The organism is Alteromonas sp. ABM1_013 (genome assembly GCF_056160505.1).
Genome location: NZ_JBSWXH010000001.1, coordinates 32,937 through 50,063, shown reverse-complemented (window position 1 = coordinate 50,063; position 17,127 = coordinate 32,937). Strand labels below are relative to the sequence as shown.

At 45.8% G+C, this 17,127-nt stretch carries 14 protein-coding genes; 8 read left to right on the top strand and 6 right to left on the bottom strand.

The genetic code is table 11. The features are described from left to right. Positions 1 to 107 precede the first annotated feature (107 nt). From ACXAGK_RS00225 to ACXAGK_RS00210, 4 genes are all read left to right on the top strand, one after another. The gene (locus ACXAGK_RS00225) at positions 108 to 761 is read left to right on the top strand and encodes a TetR/AcrR family transcriptional regulator (protein WP_474853294.1); all 654 of its coding nucleotides are present in this window, start codon (positions 108 to 110) and stop codon (positions 759 to 761) included. A 150-nt stretch (positions 762 to 911) separates the two neighbouring features. Then, entirely contained in the window at positions 912 to 1,925 is a 1,014-nt protein-coding gene (locus tag ACXAGK_RS00220) for an aspartate carbamoyltransferase (RefSeq protein ID WP_474809341.1), read from the top strand. Between the two features lie 4 nt (positions 1,926 to 1,929). Next, the gene (gene hemL / locus ACXAGK_RS00215; protein ID WP_474853291.1) at positions 1,930 to 3,210 is read left to right on the top strand and encodes a glutamate-1-semialdehyde 2,1-aminomutase; all 1,281 of its coding nucleotides are present in this window, start codon (positions 1,930 to 1,932) and stop codon (positions 3,208 to 3,210) included. Positions 3,211 to 3,376: 166 nt separating this feature from the next. Further along, positions 3,377 to 4,453 (top strand): adenylate/guanylate cyclase domain-containing protein, encoded by a 1,077-nt coding sequence (locus ACXAGK_RS00210; protein ID WP_474809113.1) that lies wholly within the window; start codon positions 3,377 to 3,379, stop codon positions 4,451 to 4,453. Positions 4,454 to 4,539: 86 nt separating this feature from the next. Here the strand turns inward: ACXAGK_RS00210 and ACXAGK_RS00205 are convergent, their stop codons facing one another. The 4 genes from ACXAGK_RS00205 to glnK all read right to left on the bottom strand — a co-directional run bounded on the left by ACXAGK_RS00205 (position 4,540) and on the right by glnK (position 9,242). Further along, positions 4,540 to 5,466, bottom strand: a complete 927-nt coding sequence (locus ACXAGK_RS00205; protein ID WP_474809115.1) for a Dyp-type peroxidase — start codon at positions 5,464 to 5,466, stop codon at positions 4,540 to 4,542. 182 nt (positions 5,467 to 5,648) lie between these two features. Then, positions 5,649 to 7,340: a gamma-glutamyltransferase gene (gene ggt, locus ACXAGK_RS00200; protein WP_474853289.1), complete on the bottom strand. Its 1,692-nt coding sequence runs from the start codon at positions 7,338 to 7,340 to the stop codon at positions 5,649 to 5,651. A gap of 283 nt (positions 7,341 to 7,623) precedes the next feature. Continuing rightward, a complete protein-coding gene (locus tag ACXAGK_RS00195) occupies positions 7,624 to 8,871 on the bottom strand; it encodes an ammonium transporter (RefSeq protein ID WP_118490503.1) in 1,248 nt (415 codons plus the stop codon). A 32-nt stretch (positions 8,872 to 8,903) separates the two neighbouring features. Continuing rightward, on the bottom strand, positions 8,904 to 9,242 hold the full coding sequence (gene glnK, locus ACXAGK_RS00190; protein WP_012516988.1) for a P-II family nitrogen regulator: 339 nt from the start codon (positions 9,240 to 9,242) through the stop codon (positions 8,904 to 8,906). Positions 9,243 to 9,484: 242 nt separating this feature from the next. Here glnK and ACXAGK_RS00185 point away from each other — a divergent pair, with 242 nt between their 5' ends. Continuing rightward, positions 9,485 to 10,339, top strand: a complete 855-nt coding sequence (locus ACXAGK_RS00185; RefSeq protein ID WP_474853286.1) for a hypothetical protein — start codon at positions 9,485 to 9,487, stop codon at positions 10,337 to 10,339. Between the two features lie 75 nt (positions 10,340 to 10,414). On the opposite strand, the gene ACXAGK_RS00180 is transcribed toward ACXAGK_RS00185, so the two are convergent. After that, entirely contained in the window at positions 10,415 to 11,155 is a 741-nt protein-coding gene (locus ACXAGK_RS00180) for a helix-turn-helix domain-containing protein (RefSeq protein ID WP_474853284.1), read from the bottom strand. A 166-nt stretch (positions 11,156 to 11,321) separates the two neighbouring features. Here ACXAGK_RS00180 and ACXAGK_RS00175 point away from each other — a divergent pair, with 166 nt between their 5' ends. Next, on the top strand, positions 11,322 to 12,245 hold the full coding sequence (locus tag ACXAGK_RS00175) for a DUF808 domain-containing protein (protein ID WP_474853282.1): 924 nt from the start codon (positions 11,322 to 11,324) through the stop codon (positions 12,243 to 12,245). Positions 12,246 to 12,662: 417 nt separating this feature from the next. Beyond that, positions 12,663 to 12,947 (top strand): hypothetical protein, encoded by a 285-nt coding sequence (locus ACXAGK_RS00170; protein ID WP_474853280.1) that lies wholly within the window; start codon positions 12,663 to 12,665, stop codon positions 12,945 to 12,947. Between the two features lie 267 nt (positions 12,948 to 13,214). Here ACXAGK_RS00170 and mrcB read toward each other — a convergent pair whose 3' ends face one another. Next, the gene (mrcB, locus tag ACXAGK_RS00165) at positions 13,215 to 15,566 is read right to left on the bottom strand and encodes a penicillin-binding protein 1B (RefSeq protein ID WP_474853278.1); all 2,352 of its coding nucleotides are present in this window, start codon (positions 15,564 to 15,566) and stop codon (positions 13,215 to 13,217) included. Positions 15,567 to 15,834: 268 nt separating this feature from the next. Here mrcB and ACXAGK_RS00160 point away from each other — a divergent pair, with 268 nt between their 5' ends. Then, positions 15,835 to 17,109 (top strand): lytic murein transglycosylase, encoded by a 1,275-nt coding sequence (locus tag ACXAGK_RS00160; RefSeq protein ID WP_474853276.1) that lies wholly within the window; start codon positions 15,835 to 15,837, stop codon positions 17,107 to 17,109. Positions 17,110 to 17,127: the final 18 nt, after the last annotated feature.

Sequence of the window (17,127 nt, the reverse complement as noted above, 5' to 3'; positions counted from 1 at the left end):
GCGTGTGCTTTAGGCTATATTTGCATACTTATTGTGCTATGCTAGTATATAAATACTAGACCGTCCAGTTTGATATTTAAATATTCTGCAATAAAGTGAGAACGTACGTGGCTAACATCAAAAAGCAAGGCCGTCCCAAAAGTGAAGAGAAATATCATCTTATATTGCACGCGGCGTCTTGCTTGTTTTTAAAAGAAGGGTTTGCTAGTACGTCAATGGACACCGTGGCTAAGGCCTCAGGAGTGTCTAAACAAACGGTTTACTCTCATTTCGAGAGCAAAGATGCTCTGTTTAAAGCCGCTATCTCTTCAAAATGTCGCTCGTATCAACTCGACACTCAGCAGCTTATCGACGCCTCCTTAGGCTCGCTTTCACTGTTTGAATGCTTGCAAAAAGTGGGGTGTCAGTTTGTACGCCTGTTACAAGACCCTGAAGCTATCGCTATATTTCGCGTAATTATCGCCGAAGCGGTAAATAGCCCACACGTAGCCACCTTGTTTTATCAAGCAGGTCCTGAAGCGTCGCTCGCCACACTTAGCACAGTGATAGAAAAATTTGGACAAGGTAGCTTAAGCGCTGATGATGCGCAGCAGCTAGCCGTGGATTATTGCGCTCTACTTAAAGGCGAATACCACACCATGATGTTATGCGGCATACAGTCTCCGCTAGAAGACGCCGAAATCACAGCCCACGTTGACAGTGCCGCTGAGAAAATTCTGCTGCTGTTTACTCATTGCACGCAGCAAAGTGGTAAAAGCTGAAAATTATCCTAGCCATTTCAAACAGCACAAGTGCTATTTTACCAATTGGTCAAACCGAGAAAAACGTTAGGTAAGATTAACCTTGCGCTAATGACTTAACCCCAGCGGTATTATAAACTAGCGGCGTTTTCGTTGATGATTGAGAAGCGCATGTCTGACTTTACCGGTAACCACATTCTTTCGGTTAATCAATTTGATCGCGAGGCCATTGAGAAAGTCTTCTCAGTCGCCAATTCCATGAAGCCTTATGCGAAGCGGCAAAAGCGCACTACCGTATTAGACGGCGCTATTCTCGGAAATCTTTTCTTCGAACCAAGTACGCGTACCCGCGTGAGCTTTGGTACCGCTTTTAATCTTTTAGGCGGCGAAGTAAGAGAAACTACAGGCATGTCGAGCTCTGCACTTGCTAAAGGCGAATCACTTTATGATACCGCCCGAGTGCTCAGCGGCTATTCTGATATTATAGCCATGCGACACCCTGCAGCCGGCTCCGTCGCTGAGTTTGCAGAAGGTAGTCGAGTGCCTGTAATTAATGGGGGAGACGGCGCAAACGAACACCCCACCCAAGCACTTTTAGACCTATTTACCATTAAACGTGAGCTTGAGTACAACGGTCACGGTATTGATGGATTACATATCGCAATGATTGGCGATCTGCGATACGGTCGAACAGTACACTCTTTATCACGCCTATTATGCCTGTTTAAGAATATTCGCTTCACGCTGATATCGCCGAAAGAGCTGGCTATGCCTCAGCCAGTTATTGATGCCATTGAGAATGCTGGACACCAGCTTACTATTACCGATACGCTCGAAGGAAATATGGATGCGGATATATGCTATCAAACTCGTATTCAAGAAGAGCGCTTCCCTTCTCAAGAAGAAGCGAACAAATACCGAGGTAAGTTCCGCTTAAATCAGTCGATTTACACGAAACACTTTCAGTCGAAGACCGTTATTATGCATCCACTTCCTCGTGACTCACGTATGGAAGCCAACGAATTAGATAACGATCTAAACCTTAATCCAAACCTCGCTATTTTTAGGCAAACCGACAATGGTGTGCTTGTAAGAATGGCCCTGTTTGCGCTAACCCTTGGTGTAGAAAACCTTCTGACCAAGTATGAGCGCGATGTTGTTTGGTACAGCAATAAGAGTAAGTAATTACATGCAAAAATCTGAAGCCCTATTTACCCGCGCCCAAAGAACCATTCCCGGTGGCGTAAACTCACCTGTTCGCGCATTTAAAGCGGTAGGCGGCACACCCCGCTTCATTTCCAAAGCTGATGGCGCTTATATGTGGGATGCGGATGGTAAGCAATACATTGACTACATCCAATCTTGGGGGCCGATGGTACTAGGTCATAACAATGCAAAAATCCGCGAAGCAGTGATTGAAGCTTCATACAGTGGCCTTTCATTCGGTGCCCCAACCGAAGCGGAAGTGATCATGGCCGAACTTGTTAGCGAGTTGGTGCCATCTATGGAAATGGTACGCATGGTTAACTCTGGCACAGAGGCCACCATGTCAGCCATTCGCCTAGCCCGCGGCTACACTAGCCGCAACAAAATCGTTAAGTTTGAAGGCTGCTATCACGGTCATGCCGATTCACTTTTAGTGAAAGCAGGCTCTGGCGCATTAACCCTTGGAGTGCCTAGCTCTCCGGGCGTCCCTGCCAACGTAGCCGAGCACACGCTAACGGTTGAATACAATAACCTAGATAGCGTAAAAGAAATTTTTGCAGCTCACGGCGATGATATTGCGTGTATTATTGTTGAACCAGTCGCTGGCAACATGAACTGCATCCCCCCAGTAGAAGGCTTCCTTGAAGGGCTTCGCACTATCTGTGATGAGTACGGCAGCGTACTTATATTTGACGAAGTGATGACAGGGTTCCGCGTTTCTCGTGGCGGTGCACAGGAACGCTACAACGTAAAACCAGACCTAACTTGCTTGGGTAAAGTTATCGGTGGTGGTATGCCTGTGGGCTGTTTCGGTGGTCGCCGCGACATCATTACTCATATTGCCCCAACCGGCCCTATCTACCAAGCCGGTACACTTTCGGGTAACCCTGTTGCTATGGCGGCAGGACTTGCTGCGTTAACCCAAATCAAACAGCCTGGTCTTTACGATTCTATCTTTGAGAATACACAAAAACTCGTCGATGGATTTCAGGCGCTAGCTGACAAACACAATATTAGTCTAACTACTAATATTGCTGGCAGTATGTTTGGGATATTCTTTACAGACGTAGAGAAAGTCACTAACTACAAGCAGGCGATTAACTGTAATACCGAGCAATTCAATAAGTTTTATCACGGTATGTTAGAACAAGGTGTTTATTTGGCTCCCGCTTCCTATGAAGCAGGTTTTGTCTCGAAAGCACACGATGCTGAGGTCATTGAAAAAACTTTGACTGCGGCAGATAAAGTGTTCTCAACCCTATAAGTTAATTGCCCCTTACCGTTAATTAAAAATCGGCGCTAACACTTTTTGTAAATGTAATTAAAAGTAATGTGTTAACGCCGAATTATCCTTTATACTTTCTTGGCAGCATGATTATTGACCGCATTTTTGCTGTTTTTCTGTAGGAAATTAAAAGGTGTGATTAACAATGGACTGGCAAATAAGCGCGCTTGTTGCACTTACTGTTTATAGCACTGTTATAAGTATTCTTTATGTCAGGCGAAGCAGGCGCTTCAAATATCGACTGAGAAAAGCCCTATCCCGCAATTCGAGTAAGTATGAAGCAACACTGCAGGCTGCAGACGAAGCCCGGTTTCAGGCCGCTGCTGATGAAGCCTCAAAACTTACCCAAACTTTTCAGAAATTTGTACCCCGTCAGTTCGTTGAACATATGGCTACCACCGATGTAGATTCATTGGAACTGGGCTATGCTGCTGAAAACGATGTTGCCATCATGTTTTGTGATATTCGTGGCTTTGCAGGTTTTTCTGAGCGTATTACCCCGCAAGAACTGATGAATTTTCTAAATTCGTATTTCACGCGAATGAATGACCCTATTCACCAAAACCGAGGCTTTATCGACAAGTTTATGGGCGATGGCATCATGGCGCTATTCGACCATCAAGGCGGCACGCCCAAAGAAAAAGCGTTAGATGCGGTACAAGCAGCGTTGGATTTACGTAAAGCATTAACGATTTATAACGGGCACCGGAAAAACTGCGACTACGAAGCCATAAATATGGGGATAGGTATTCATTTCGGCCAAGTCATTATGGGAACCGTTGGCTCGGAGGATAGAATGGATACCACGGTTATAGGCGATAGTGTAAATATCGCCTCCCGACTAGAAGCCCTAACGCCTAAATACCAAGCAGATATTATTGTAAGCGCTCAGGTGCTACAAATTATCGGCCCTAACGACTCCCTTAGAACCCGCTTACTTGACTGGGTCAGAGTTAAAGGACGAAAATCGCCTATCGAGATATATGAAATTCTCAGCCACCTGCCAGAAAAAGAACAAGAGAAGAAGCTTGCGGTGCAAACGAAAATAGCGGCGGGTCTGGCGTGTAGAATCAATCAGCAATGGGACGAATCTATTGCATACTTTGAAACGGCCCTAGCCATAAGCCCCAATGACTCACTTGTACATCACCACTTAGATGTGTGCCGTATCTACAAAAACTTAGATCTTGCTACTGACTGGGACGGCGCTTTGGTTCTTTAGCATTTTTCGCTTTAACACCTTTAAGCGACTAACAACCTGCTGGGTTATTCCGGCTTCTAATGAAGTTCAGCATTGATTCAACACTCTCAGTTTTCCGAAAGCTTCGCTTGTTGCCGAATAAAGGTCACCGAGGGTGCGAAGAAAGCAGCACCTGTTTCGGCACTGGTGAAGTCTAGCCAGCGGTCGTAGTCGCCTTCACCGTTGCCGTATATCTGGCTATGCAGCATTTGTTTAAAAGGCCGCGCGCTCGCACTACAACTTACAAAGAATAACCCCTGAGATATCATATCGCCGTAAGGCATGCCTTGCTTTATTAGTCTTGGCTCGTCGCCATCTGGGGCGACCGTACTTGCTCTTACATTGTGTGACGACTCTGACTGCTCACTACTGACTAAGTTGTGCTCTTGCGTTGTGCCCATAACCTGCTCTTGCTGGCGGCTTGAGAGGCTGTTCCAGCGCCTTAAATCATGGCGATAACGCTGTACGTGAACATAGCTGCCACCGCTAAAATCAGGGTCATCTTCCCCGATAACCCCCACTTTTCTGCGCTTCATACCACGAGGGTTATCCGCGCCATAAAGATACCCATTGAGGTCACGCCCATCTAAATATCTAAACCCTCTTATCTGTTCAACAAGCTCTACATGAATACGCAATAGGTCCATCACTTCAATGCCAACGGCGTGGCAGATATCTAACCTATCAGCACGTATTTGAATAAAGAGATCACAGGGCATGGTGGGCGCACTTCTGTCTTCACACTGCATATCGGGAAAGGGGGCAAGTTCAACGGGTATCAAACCCGGATAGACTTCTGCCCAATAACCCGTACCTATGGCTACTACCCCTGTAACCATAGCCTCGTAATGCTCATTCTCGAAGTGCTCAAAAATATCCAGCACGCGAGACAATTTTGCGCGCACGGCTTGGCTATCATCGTCAATTACGTTCAGTAACAAATACTGTGCATGTAAGTTAGGCTCAGCGCAGAGACCTTTTTGTGGTTGTGTCATTGCCGCTCTTTTTGTTATTAACGTTTTACTATGACGCTTCGCTGCTGACGAACATTCGTCACGCTTTGTATTGCGAACCTTTTTATCAATTGTAGCAACTACTTCAAACTTAAAAACCTTTTCAAGTGAAGCTAAGTTTTATTGAGCAGATAATCAATCGCTTATTATTTACTCTAGTGTGCTTAATAGCCCGCTGCTTGTCCATCTTTTCGCGTTTCTGATGCGCCAAAATAGACACCTTTTTGCTCATCCCAAGCAATGGCTTGGTAACCACCAAATGCGCCTATAACGCGCTGCAGCTTATGCCCTCGCTCCATGAGTTCTCGTTGAACGGTTTCACTAAAGCCAGACTCTAAGCTCACATAGCCGCCATCGGTCATAAGCGCCCCAGTTGGGCTACTTGAACCACTGTGCAGTATGCGAGGCGCATCTCCCGCTTCTTGTAAATTCATACCGAAGTCGAGAATATTCACAATAATTTGTGCGTGCATTTGCGGCTGTGTCCCGCCGCCCATCACCCCAAAGCTCATCACGGGGTTGCCGTTTCTTGTTACGAAAGCAGGAATAATAGTGTGAAATGGACGCTTTCCTGGGCGATATTCGTTAAAGTGCCCTTCTTCAAGGGTAAACATCTCACCTCTGTTTTGGAGAATAAAACCCAGTCCAGGCGGTGTCATTCCTGATCCCATGCCGCGGTAGTTGCTTTGAATCAAAGACACCATGTTGCCCTCTTTATCAGCAACGGTAAGGTAAATGGTATCTCCTTCATAAATGCCCGCATCAACACGATTTGCAGCGCGTTCGCTGTCAATCAGCTTTTGCCGCTCAGCGGCATATTCTTTTGAAATCAGCCAATCGACGGGAATCTCATTAAAATCTGGATCAGCGTAGAACTTAGCGCGGTCTTCAAAGGCAAGTTTTTTGGCTTCCACAAAGGTATGGATGTAGTCAGCTGAGTTAAACCCCATTCCTTCGATATCGTAACGTTCTAGCACATTAAGAATCTGTAGTGCCGCGATGCCTTGTCCGTTTGGCGGAAGCTCCCATACATCGTAGCCGCGATAGTTAGCGGAAACAGGCTCTACCCACTCAGAGGTATGTGAAGACAAATCCTGGTATGACAAAAAGCCCCCTTGGGACTTCATATAAGCATCGATAGTACGGGCGATATCCCCTTTATAAAAGGCATCACGCCCCCCAGTTGCTATCTTTTCATAGGTCACGGCTAACCCGGGGTTTTTAAAAATGTCCCCCTTCTGCGGTACCTTACCATTGATAAGAAAGGTTTCAGCAAAGCCATCGTAATGGCCAATTCGTTCTTGATTCATCTGCCAGTAGTAAGCAATGACCTCGGAAACCGGAAAGCCTTCACGGGCATATTTGATAGATGGCGTGAGCAACGCTGACATAGGCAGTTTGCCAAATTTCTCGTGTAGCGCGAACCAACCGTCTACAGCACCAGGGACAGATACGGGCAGAGGACCAAATTTTGGAATTTGATGCAAACCACGCTCGGCAAACACCGCTTTGGTTAATTGTCTCGGCGATCGGCCAGAAGCGTTTAACCCCACCAGCTTTTCTTCTTTTGCATCCCACACAATGGCAAATAGGTCGCCGCCAATACCGCTACCTGTAGGCTCAACTAACCCCAACATGGCGTTGGCCGCAATGGCTGCGTCAACCGCGCTACCACCTTGTTTTAAAATATCCAAAGCCACTTGCGTGGCTAATGGTTGGCTAGTGGCCGCCATGCCGTTCTTCGCAATAACTTCTGAGCGACTTGCAAAGGGTTGCCCCGTTATTCTGTCATAGCCCAAACAATTGATACTGAAAAAAGCCAATATCAAAGGTAGTAGTCGCACACTTACAGTCATAACTATCCTTTTACAAAAACGTTGCCGTTGATAAATCTAGCCTAAACCCTTTAAAACCTAAGCTCTTGAAAACCTAAGCCCTTGAAAACCTAAGCCCCTGAAAACCTAAGCCCCTGAAAACATAGTGTAGCGTTATTGTCACATTACGCCTAGGGCCTTTTCTTTAGTCTTATAGCAACTAAAAAGTACATGACTTTAAACGAAAAAAGCCCCGCAACTGCGGGGCTTAAACGAAGTAATAAGGCATTATTATTGTTATTTCATTTGCCTAATCGAGACTCTCTTACGAGCGGCCGCTTGTAAAGTCTGGGTATGCTTCCAGACCGCACTCGCTCATGTCTACGCCGTCGAACTCTTCTTCTTCGCTCACACGTACACCCATTACCGCTTTAATCACTAGCCATACCACTAGGCTCACGACAAATACCCATACAAAGATAGTCGCGGCACCAATTAGCTGACCAGAGATGCTTGAACCGTCATTTGTGAAAGGTACAAGGATTAGACCTAGAAGACCAACCACGCCGTGAACTGAAATTGCGCCCACTGGATCGTCAATCTTAAGCTTGTCTAGTGCAACAATGCTAAGTACTACTAGGATACCGCCTAGGCCGCCAAATAGAGTCGCTTGAAGAGGCGTTGGCGTTGATGGCTCTGCAGTGATAGCAACAAGACCCGCAAGCGCACCGTTAAGTACCATAGTTAGGTCAGCTTTACCGAATAGAATACGTGCAACGATAAGTGCAGCAATTGCACCACCCGCAGCTGCAGCATTCGTGTTCATAAATACGATTGCTACTGAGTTTGCACTTTCAACAGTTGCAGTAGCCAGTACTGAACCACCGTTAAAACCAAACCAACCCATCCAAAGGATGAATGTACCTAATGTTGCCAGCGGCAGGTTAGCACCAGGGATAGCATTTACTTTGCCGTCTGCAGTGTATTTGCCTTTACGAGCACCAAGTACAAGCACACCAGCAAGCGCCGCAGCCGCACCGGCCATGTGAACAATACCAGAGCCAGCAAAGTCAGAGAAACCTAGGTCGCCAAGCGTATACATACCGAATACCGCTTCGCCGCCCCACGTCCAAGCACCTTCCATTGGGTAGATAAAACCTGTCATAACAACCGCGAATGCTAGGAATGCCCAAAGCTTCATACGCTCAGCAACCGCACCAGAAACGATAGACATTGCTGTTGCAACAAATACTACTTGGAAGAAGAAGTCAGCAGAAGGAGCGTATGTTGCTGGATCTTCAGCTACACCTGTTGCGCCGTCACCCATAATACCGCTTAAGAATGGACCCCAGTCGCCGCCGCCGTACATAATGCCGTAGCCGCAAATCATGTACATGGTGCAAGCAATTGCAAATAGTGCCACGTTTTTAGTTAGAATTTCTGTGGTGTTTTTCGCTCGAACAAGACCAGCTTCAAGCATCGCAAAACCTGCAGCCATCCACATAACCAGTGCACCGCAGATTAGAAAATAAAAGGTATCTAGCGCATACCCAAGTTCAAAAGTGATTTCCATTATGGTTTTCTCCGCAAATATATCGTTGTGGCTTACAGCGCGTCGCTATCCGACTCACCAGTTCGAATACGAACGGCGTGCTCAAGGTCGTAAACAAACACCTTGCCGTCTCCAATTTTGCCTGTTTTGGCAGCGCCAACGATGGCTTCTACCAGGCGCTCTACTTGATCATCCTGAACAGCAATTTCCAGTTTGACTTTAGGTAGAAAATCCACCTGATATTCCGCTCCACGGTAAAGTTCAGTGTGTCCTTTTTGACGTCCAAAGCCCTTCACTTCGGTCACGGTCAAGCCGTCGATACCGATTTCTGAAATGGCTTCACGAACATCATCTAGCTTGAACGGCTTGATGATCGCTGTGACTAGTTTCATGAGTTGCTCCCAGTTTGTTTTGGTTATTCTGTGATTTATGGTCGTGTTTCCAACTATGGGAAGATAAACCAAGAGCCATGCCACAAATGTTTCTTCATATAAATCAGACATATACTTACAAGGAAGATGATCATGCACAAAAATAATGCACATTTATGGTGCACCCGTTAAAAAATGCCCAATTATGAAGCGGTCGAGAAAATTGCTGAGGTAAGGTGACTAATAAGTGCGATGAAATTAGGATGGAACTATTCGATAGCGTGAATGGTCTGTTGTTTACTATGACAACTATCACGCCTTCTTTCTTTGCGCCAGAACGCAGTACAGAGCACCACTCCGTTGCCAAAAAAGCGGCGTGGCGACCGCTATTAGTTTCATGTGGTGTTCACGTATTTGGGGTGATTTTGGTTGTCTTACTTTCTCAATTGAGTATTGATAATCAAAAAGCTCGTGTAAATGTTTCAGAGCGAACACCTGAGATTAGTGCCAGACTATACTACCCTCCAACTCCGCGCCCCTCAATCCAAGCCGAATTAGAAGACACTAAAGCAGTCGATGCTTCCGCTAAAAGGCAAGAAATTGAACTGAAGTCTGATGTCACTCAATCCACCGAAGCACCTGATAGTAAAACTAAAATTTCTGAAATTCCTGAAGCAAAGCAGCAGAAAGTTGCTGAGCCCGAAATACAGCAAGCCCAGGTAGAAAATAAGCCAATTACTACGCCACCAACGCCGACTCTTTCAAAAGATGCAAATCGTCGCGCGGGTTCGTTAAATTTATCGGTCAAAGATGGCGCTGCGCTTTATTTTGAAAAATACAACAGTGAAAAAGTAGCTGAAGACGCAGAGCAAGCAGCAAGGAATTTCCAAGAACGAAAAGATAGCCCTATATTAAGCGGGCCAAGTACACAAGAAATGCAAGCTAGTGAAAATAGACGCCCGTCAAAACAAGTAAACTGTAGCAGTACGACCAATAAAACCTTGGCGATATTAAGCGGTTTTGCCGGAGGCACTTTAAAATGCACCAAAATGGACGATCACAAACGTTTTATAGATGCGAGAGTGAATAAACTGCCCAAAGATGAAGAGCGAAACTAGCGCGTATTGATTTTTGCCATGCTCTTTTTTGCGATAGTCCGTAGCCGACTAGTGTCCCCCTTTAGCAAGGCGTGATTACTTTCTTTTAAAAGACTTTGGTGGTTGCCCGAAATAGGCTTTGAATCGGCGGCTGAATGCAGCAACATCTTCGTACCCCGTTGATTGAGCTATGCTCGACATAGGCGTATCGGTGTTTCTAAGCAGTGCTTTGGCTTTCTCCATCCTTATCTTCACTAGGTAATCACGTAAGCTAAGACCAGTGGTTTGTTTAAACCGAGTTTTGAACTGTGTGGTTCCCATACAGGCCATCTCTGAAAGCAACTGCAACGAATGCGATGCCCCTAAGTCACTATGTATATGGCTTATTACTTGGGTGATCCGCTTGTCTGTTCCCCCGCCCACCTCGCTTTTCGCCAGTAACACCTGAAATAACGCGGTCATTTCATCCTGTCCGTAAAACGCGTAATTCGTTAATTGCACTTCGACAAAGCTTAAGAAAGCTTGAAGGGCGGTATTAACCTGAAAAATAGGATTGTGTTTGTCTTGCAACTGTACCGGTACTGAAAGTAAGTCGGCGACCATAAACTTTGCATTTTCGTTTGCACTAAAACTATGTACCTCGAATGGCGCTATACACACTCCCTCCCCTACACCGACGCTGCCTGTAAAATCGTCTTGTGCTATTTCTATATGCCCATTTACAGGCAATACTAACTGATAAAATGGGTGAGCGTGACTGCGTGCTTTTCTGGTATAAGAACGAATTGAAAGTGAGGGAAGTGCTGTCTCTTGATTTATTTCGCTATCGTTACTCACACTGATTTCAACCTTTTATCTGAAGTCGTACTATTCATAAGTTGCCAAAGGTAAGACCCTGCGCGTATTCTTTGTATGCCGCAACTACTTATCGATTGCCGATTTGCTATGTTAGTGAAACACAAAAACAGCACACTTAATAACAACGAATACAAGGAAAATCACTGTGGCCGCAGCTAACTTACTTGCCCTACTTGATGATATTGCAACGCTAATGGATGACATCGCTACCATGTCAAAAGTAGCTGCGCAAAAAACAGCGGGGGTTTTAGGAGATGATTTAGCGGTAAATGCCGACCAAGTCCAAGGGGTTAAAGCAGACCGAGAGCTACCTGTTGTATGGGCAGTAGCAAAAGGCTCTCTTATTAATAAAGCGATATTGGTTCCTGCGGCATTAGCCATCAGTGCTTTTGTGCCCTCACTTATAACCGTCCTTTTGGTACTGGGCGGATTATATTTATGTTTTGAAGGTGCAGAAAAACTCCTGCACAAATATCTTCCCCATGAAGATGAAGAAAAAACACGAGAAGCCAGAATAGAAGCGCTCACCCACGAAGATGTTGACATGGTAGCTTTTGAGAAAGATAAAATTAAAGGCGCTATTCGCACGGACTTTATACTCTCCGCTGAAATCATTGTTATCGCGTTAGGTACCGTGACAGATGCCACGCTTACAACGCAAATTGGCGTGTTAGTGGCACTAAGCTTAGCGATTACCCTTGGCGTATATGGGCTAGTCGCGGGCTTAGTTAAAATGGACGATGTGGGCCTTTACATGCTTCGCAAGTCACTAACAGGTTCAATGAACACCCTTCAACGATTTATCGGCAGAGCATTGCTGGTTACCGCGCCCGCGCTAATGAAAACCCTTGCGGTAGTAGGTACGGTGGCTATGTTCTTAGTGGGCGGCGGAATCCTTACTCATAGCATAGGCTTTTTACATATTTTTACCGACTGGTTTACCACGCTGATCCCAGACGCATCGCTGGTTATGTCTATACTTGCTGATGGTGTTGTTGGTATTGCTGCTGGTGTGATCATTGCGTTAGTTGTGACAATGGTCGCGAAGTTTAAAGGCAAAAAGTCTTAAGGCCGTGCTCTATGCTTTATCTTTTTGTTTAGCCTTTTTACATTGCTTTCTCACTTTCTCTTTTAAGCGAGGGTGTCGCGGCTTCCTGTACTGCTACCCCTCTGTTTAACTCTATATCTGACAAAAGATGCCTTAGCATACGCTCGCAAAAACGTTGCGTTAGTCATTTTGACCACCCCCATATAAAAAGCACTAAATTTTAGTATTTTTGTAATAGATAAACTTTTCACTCATTTCCCCAAGAAAATTAAAACCCAATTATTTCAATGAGATAAACAATTTTAACGAGTTGGCACATCCCTCGCTATAAACTAATTGTTAATTGATAACGACTTATTATCGAAACCTTTAGCAACATGATAGCTGCCACGCAGTATGTTCAAGTGCAGTGTCTAACTTACTTTTTAGGAGATTACTATGTTTATCGGTCGCAAAACTTTCACTGCACTAACTTTAGCAACTAGCGTATTGGGCGCATCAGCGTTTGCTGACGACTCTCAGAACAACATTCTTTCGCATACAGATTTTATCGTTGAAAGCGCCATGCACGACGTAAAGCAGAACTTGGAACTAGGCGTGACTTATGACGTATTAACTGCAAGCCATACGTTTGAGCCAGAAGTAGAAGAGGCAAATGCATTGGTTGCTGACATCACTATTACACCGATTGAGCCTGCCAACTCAGACGATAACGACGCATAAGGAGAGTGCACATGTTAACCGCCGCAACCCTATTTATGGTAGTACTCGGGCCGGTTATTGCGTTTGCCGTAAGTGCGCTGGTGTTTTCAACAGCGCGCCTATTCCTTCAAAAAGGTCACTGAAAACGCAATAAAAACAAATAGAAACCTAACCGACTACCGCTAAAAGATTTGCCTTCCCTGGGCCTTTTACTCCAGAGGGAGATAGAAAGCACTGACAGTATCTCAGCCAAGTGATTGTGTTTTCTATCTTCTTACTGGAGTTTTTTTATCCAAATATCCGTTCCCACCAGCTTTTTTCATCTTTATCGCTATTTTCATCTACAGGACGGCCTGAGCAGTCTTGCTGCGGTGGAGGAAGCACATCCAAAATAGCCGGTACGCTCAAACTGCCCGCACAACCTGCAACCACTACCGCCCCGGTTTTTGCATCGAAATGCGCAATGCCCAGACCTTTCGGGAAACGTCTTGATAATGATTTAGGTGATTGAGACTTCATGTAATTAATGAACACGGGAAGCGCACCACCGGCACCGGTTAAGTTAACGGGTTTATTATCGTCGTTACCTACCCAAACCGTAACCACATTGTTTCTATCGAAGCCGCTAAACCAGCTATCGCGGTAGTCATCTGTGGTTCCCGTTTTACCTGCCATATTCACATTACCAAAGTTCCAACCGATGCGCTTCGCAGTGCCTTCTGTGGTTACCTTATACAAAGCGTAATTAAGCAAATAGGTAGCAGCCTCATCAGTTCGCTGGCTAAAGAACTCCGCTTTTTTCCAAAGCAACGCGTTATCCGCTGTCACTACAGATGTCACTGTATGAAGGGGTATATAGCGCCCGTCGTTAGATAGGGTTTGATACATTTGATTAGTGCTAAACGGTGTAAGTTCGAATGCGCCTAGGGTTAACGACGGTACTTTATCTACCGGAGTAGTAACCCCTAAGCGCTCAATAGTATCAGCTAACGCATCTAGGCCTATCTGCATGCCTAAATTAACTGTTGGCACGTTCAAAGATTCAACTAGCCCTTGAAGTAAAGGCACTTGACCTCTGAACTCTTTATCGTAGTTTTGCGGCGACCACGTGTTTCCATTTCGACTTTCAAGGGTAATGGGTTCGTCTTTAAGCGGTGTTGCCAAGTTAAACTGTGTTGGGTCTTCTAATGCGGTTAGGTAAACCGCAGGTTTAATCAACGAGCCTATTGGGCGTTTCGCGTCAAGCGCCCGATTGAAGCCTTTGAACGCAAAGTCTTTACCGCCCACAATCGCGCGCACTTCACCACTTGCGCTGTCGGTGACTACCATGGCACCTTGCAATGGAACGCTTCTATCTTTTTGCAGGCCATTCAAGGTGCCCGACAGTGCTTTTTCTGTCCTGCGCTGGGCGACAATATCCAATGTTGTAAACACTTTAACGCCCGAGTCTCTTAAACTTGGCTCTGCTAAAATTTCATTAAGCTCTCGACGTACCTGCTCCATGAAAGCAGGATGTTTGCCGCTTGCTAAACTCGCACCACTGGCAAGCCCTAACGGCATATTCACGAAGCGTTCGTAGTCTTGACGGCTTATTTCATTTTCATCAAACAGCATGCGCAGCACTAAGTCACGACGCTCTTTTGTGCGCTCGGCATATTTGCGGGGGTTGTAATAAGATGGGCCTTTAATAATGGCAACAAGCGTGGCTATTTCAGGCGTGCTTAACTCGTTGGCTGGTCGGTCAAAGTAGAAATAGCTGGCAAGTCCAAAACCATGCACGGCCATGTCGCCGTTTTGACCTAAAAACACTTCGTTCAAATAAGCTTCAATTATTTCTGATTTGCTGTAGCGTGCGTCAATGATCACCGCCATGATAGCTTCTTTTGCCTTACGCACAATTGAGCGCTCTCGGGTTAAAAACATGTTTTTAACCAGCTGCTGCGTCAGCGTGCTGCCACCTTGAACCGTACGACCAGCAGCAATATTCGCCATTAGGGCGCGCAATATTGAAAGTGGTGCAACACCATGGTGGTTATAAAAATTGCGATCTTCCACCAGCGTCAGCGCTTTAGGTAACATTTCAGGAATAGTATCAAGGGTCACAAGCATTCGGTCTTCTTGCGAACCGCTTGTCATACGCGTCACTAACCAAGGTTCAAGTTTTACAGAACCATAAGGGCGCCCTTGCGATTTGTCATAGATTTCCCCAATGCGTGCACCTTCCCACGTTATTACCAAATGTCGAAGAGGCTCAGCGCCTTCAGGGAACTGAAACCCTCGGCGCTGCACGGTTAACACCTTGTTTTGATAGCTGTACTCACCGCTACTGTCAGCAAAGGTTACCTTGCGATAGCCCAGCAAATTCAGTTCATCAATGACTTCTTGTGGCGTGATCTCCTCGCCTTTACTCACTTCTAACGGGCGTGCGAAAATTTGCGCAGGTACTTCCCATTTGTTACCCGAAAACGCATGTTTAATTTGTGCGTCGAGATAAAACGCATAAGCCCCAAGCACGACCAAGCCAATTAAAGTGACTCGCCAAAACAGCTTAAAAAACCACGAGCGCTTGGCTGAGCTCTTATCCTTGTTGCTTGCTTTACTTTTTGAAGATGATTTGTTTTGTGTCTGTCTTTTTGCCACGTGAAAACGCCATGAAGATCATTGAAGATGACATCGCATGCTTTGCGATATAGATTTAACGAACGTTGCTTAAAACGTTAGTTTTAATAGTATCAACATTACCATTCGGGCCGCCGCTCAACAACTGTTTCCAAATATGCACACCTATTGCCCATTAACTACAGATGCGGGATAAAGTACGTCTATACGCACTACGAAAAGTGAATTTTACTCGCGTTTCACGGTCACAATGCGATAGCATGCTGGCAAGTAACACAGGAATCGTACTATGCGCTTAGCTTCATTTAAGTCTTCTTTTCTTTCTGACCGTTCACCTAAGAAGACCAAGTCTTACCCCTCATTTATGCGTACATCTTTGGCTCTGCTTATTGCTAGTGCGTCGATTAACTCCGCGTATGCCAATGAGCAATTTGCTAGCTGCACCGCCGTACTTGCAGATAAAGCCAAGCAAGAAGGGGTTAGCCAGCAGACTATCGATAATGTATTTCCTCGTCTTGTCCACCAAGACCGTGTGATAGAGCTAGACCGAAGCCAACCCGAATTTGTACAAACCTTTCCAGGATACTTTAGTAAGCGCGTTACCGATTGGCGCACTGAAAAAGGCAAAGAGATGTACGCTAAGCACGAAGCGCTTTTGCACAAACTAAGTGATAAGTACGGCGTGCCTCCTCACTACCTGCTCGCTTTCTGGGGCTTAGAAACAAACTTTGGCTCTTACAAAGGCAAAATGCCGGTACTTGATTCTCTTGCCACTCTGGCTTGTGATAAACGAAGAAGTAAGTACTTTACCCAAGAGTTCCTTGTGGCCGTGAAGCTAATGGAACGGGAGAAGCTGCAAAAAGAGGACATGATTGGATCGTGGGCTGGCGCTATGGGCCACACTCAGTTTATGCCTTCGGCCTATACCCATTACGCCATTGACGGTGACGACGACGGACAAATCAACTTGTGGGCAAGTGAAGAAGATGCGTTATCTTCTGCCGCAAACTTCCTTGCAAGCCTAGGTTGGGAGCGCAGCTTCCGCTGGGGTCGTGAAGTGCAGTTGCCTGAGAATTTTGACTATCAAGAGTCTGGCTATAAAAATAGAAAACCTCTTAGCGAATGGAATGCTCAAGGCGTGAAGAAAGCCGATGGTTCAGCGCTGGGCGAAGACGATACCACAGCTTACGTTATTGTGCCTGCAGGACATAACGGCCCAGCCTTTATCGCTTATAAGAACTTCCGCGTTATTATGCGTTGGAACAACTCCGAGTTTTATGCCATCGCCGTAGGCGTATTGGCCGACCGCATCGCTGGGGCGTCTGGTATTAAAGCAACCTTACCTGATCTCCCCGCCTACAGTCGCAAAGACATTATTGCGCTTCAAAGTAAGCTGAATAATTTAGGCTTCGATGTGGGTAAACCCGACGGCATCATTGGCCCTGCCACTCGCGAGGGTATCCGCAACTACCAAATTAGCAATAATATGATCGCAGATGGGTTTCCAGGTCTAGAAGTAATGGCAGCCCTTAACATTGACCTTGCAAGCAAGGCTACCTCTTAATCTTGATTAAAACAGCGC

Bases quoted from the DNA above. Each gene is read 5' to 3' on its own strand.
- ACXAGK_RS00220 (WP_474809341.1), top strand. From the start codon at position 912: ATGTCTGACTTTACCGGTAACCACATTCTTTCGGTTAATCAATTTGAT.
- glnK (WP_012516988.1), bottom strand. From the start codon at position 9,242: ATGAAACTAGTCACAGCGATCATCAAGCCGTTCAAGCTAGATGATGTT.
- ACXAGK_RS00170 (WP_474853280.1), top strand. From the start codon at position 12,663: ATGTTTATCGGTCGCAAAACTTTCACTGCACTAACTTTAGCAACTAGC.
- ACXAGK_RS00195 (WP_118490503.1), bottom strand. From the start codon at position 8,871: ATGGAAATCACTTTTGAACTTGGGTATGCGCTAGATACCTTTTATTTT.
- ACXAGK_RS00185 (WP_474853286.1), top strand. From the start codon at position 9,485: ATGGAACTATTCGATAGCGTGAATGGTCTGTTGTTTACTATGACAACT.
- ACXAGK_RS00205 (WP_474809115.1), bottom strand. From the start codon at position 5,466: ATGACACAACCACAAAAAGGTCTCTGCGCTGAGCCTAACTTACATGCA.
- ACXAGK_RS00210 (WP_474809113.1), top strand. From the start codon at position 3,377: ATGGACTGGCAAATAAGCGCGCTTGTTGCACTTACTGTTTATAGCACT.
- ACXAGK_RS00160 (WP_474853276.1), top strand. From the start codon at position 15,835: ATGCGCTTAGCTTCATTTAAGTCTTCTTTTCTTTCTGACCGTTCACCT.
- ggt (WP_474853289.1), bottom strand. From the start codon at position 7,340: ATGACTGTAAGTGTGCGACTACTACCTTTGATATTGGCTTTTTTCAGT.
- hemL (WP_474853291.1), top strand. From the start codon at position 1,930: ATGCAAAAATCTGAAGCCCTATTTACCCGCGCCCAAAGAACCATTCCC.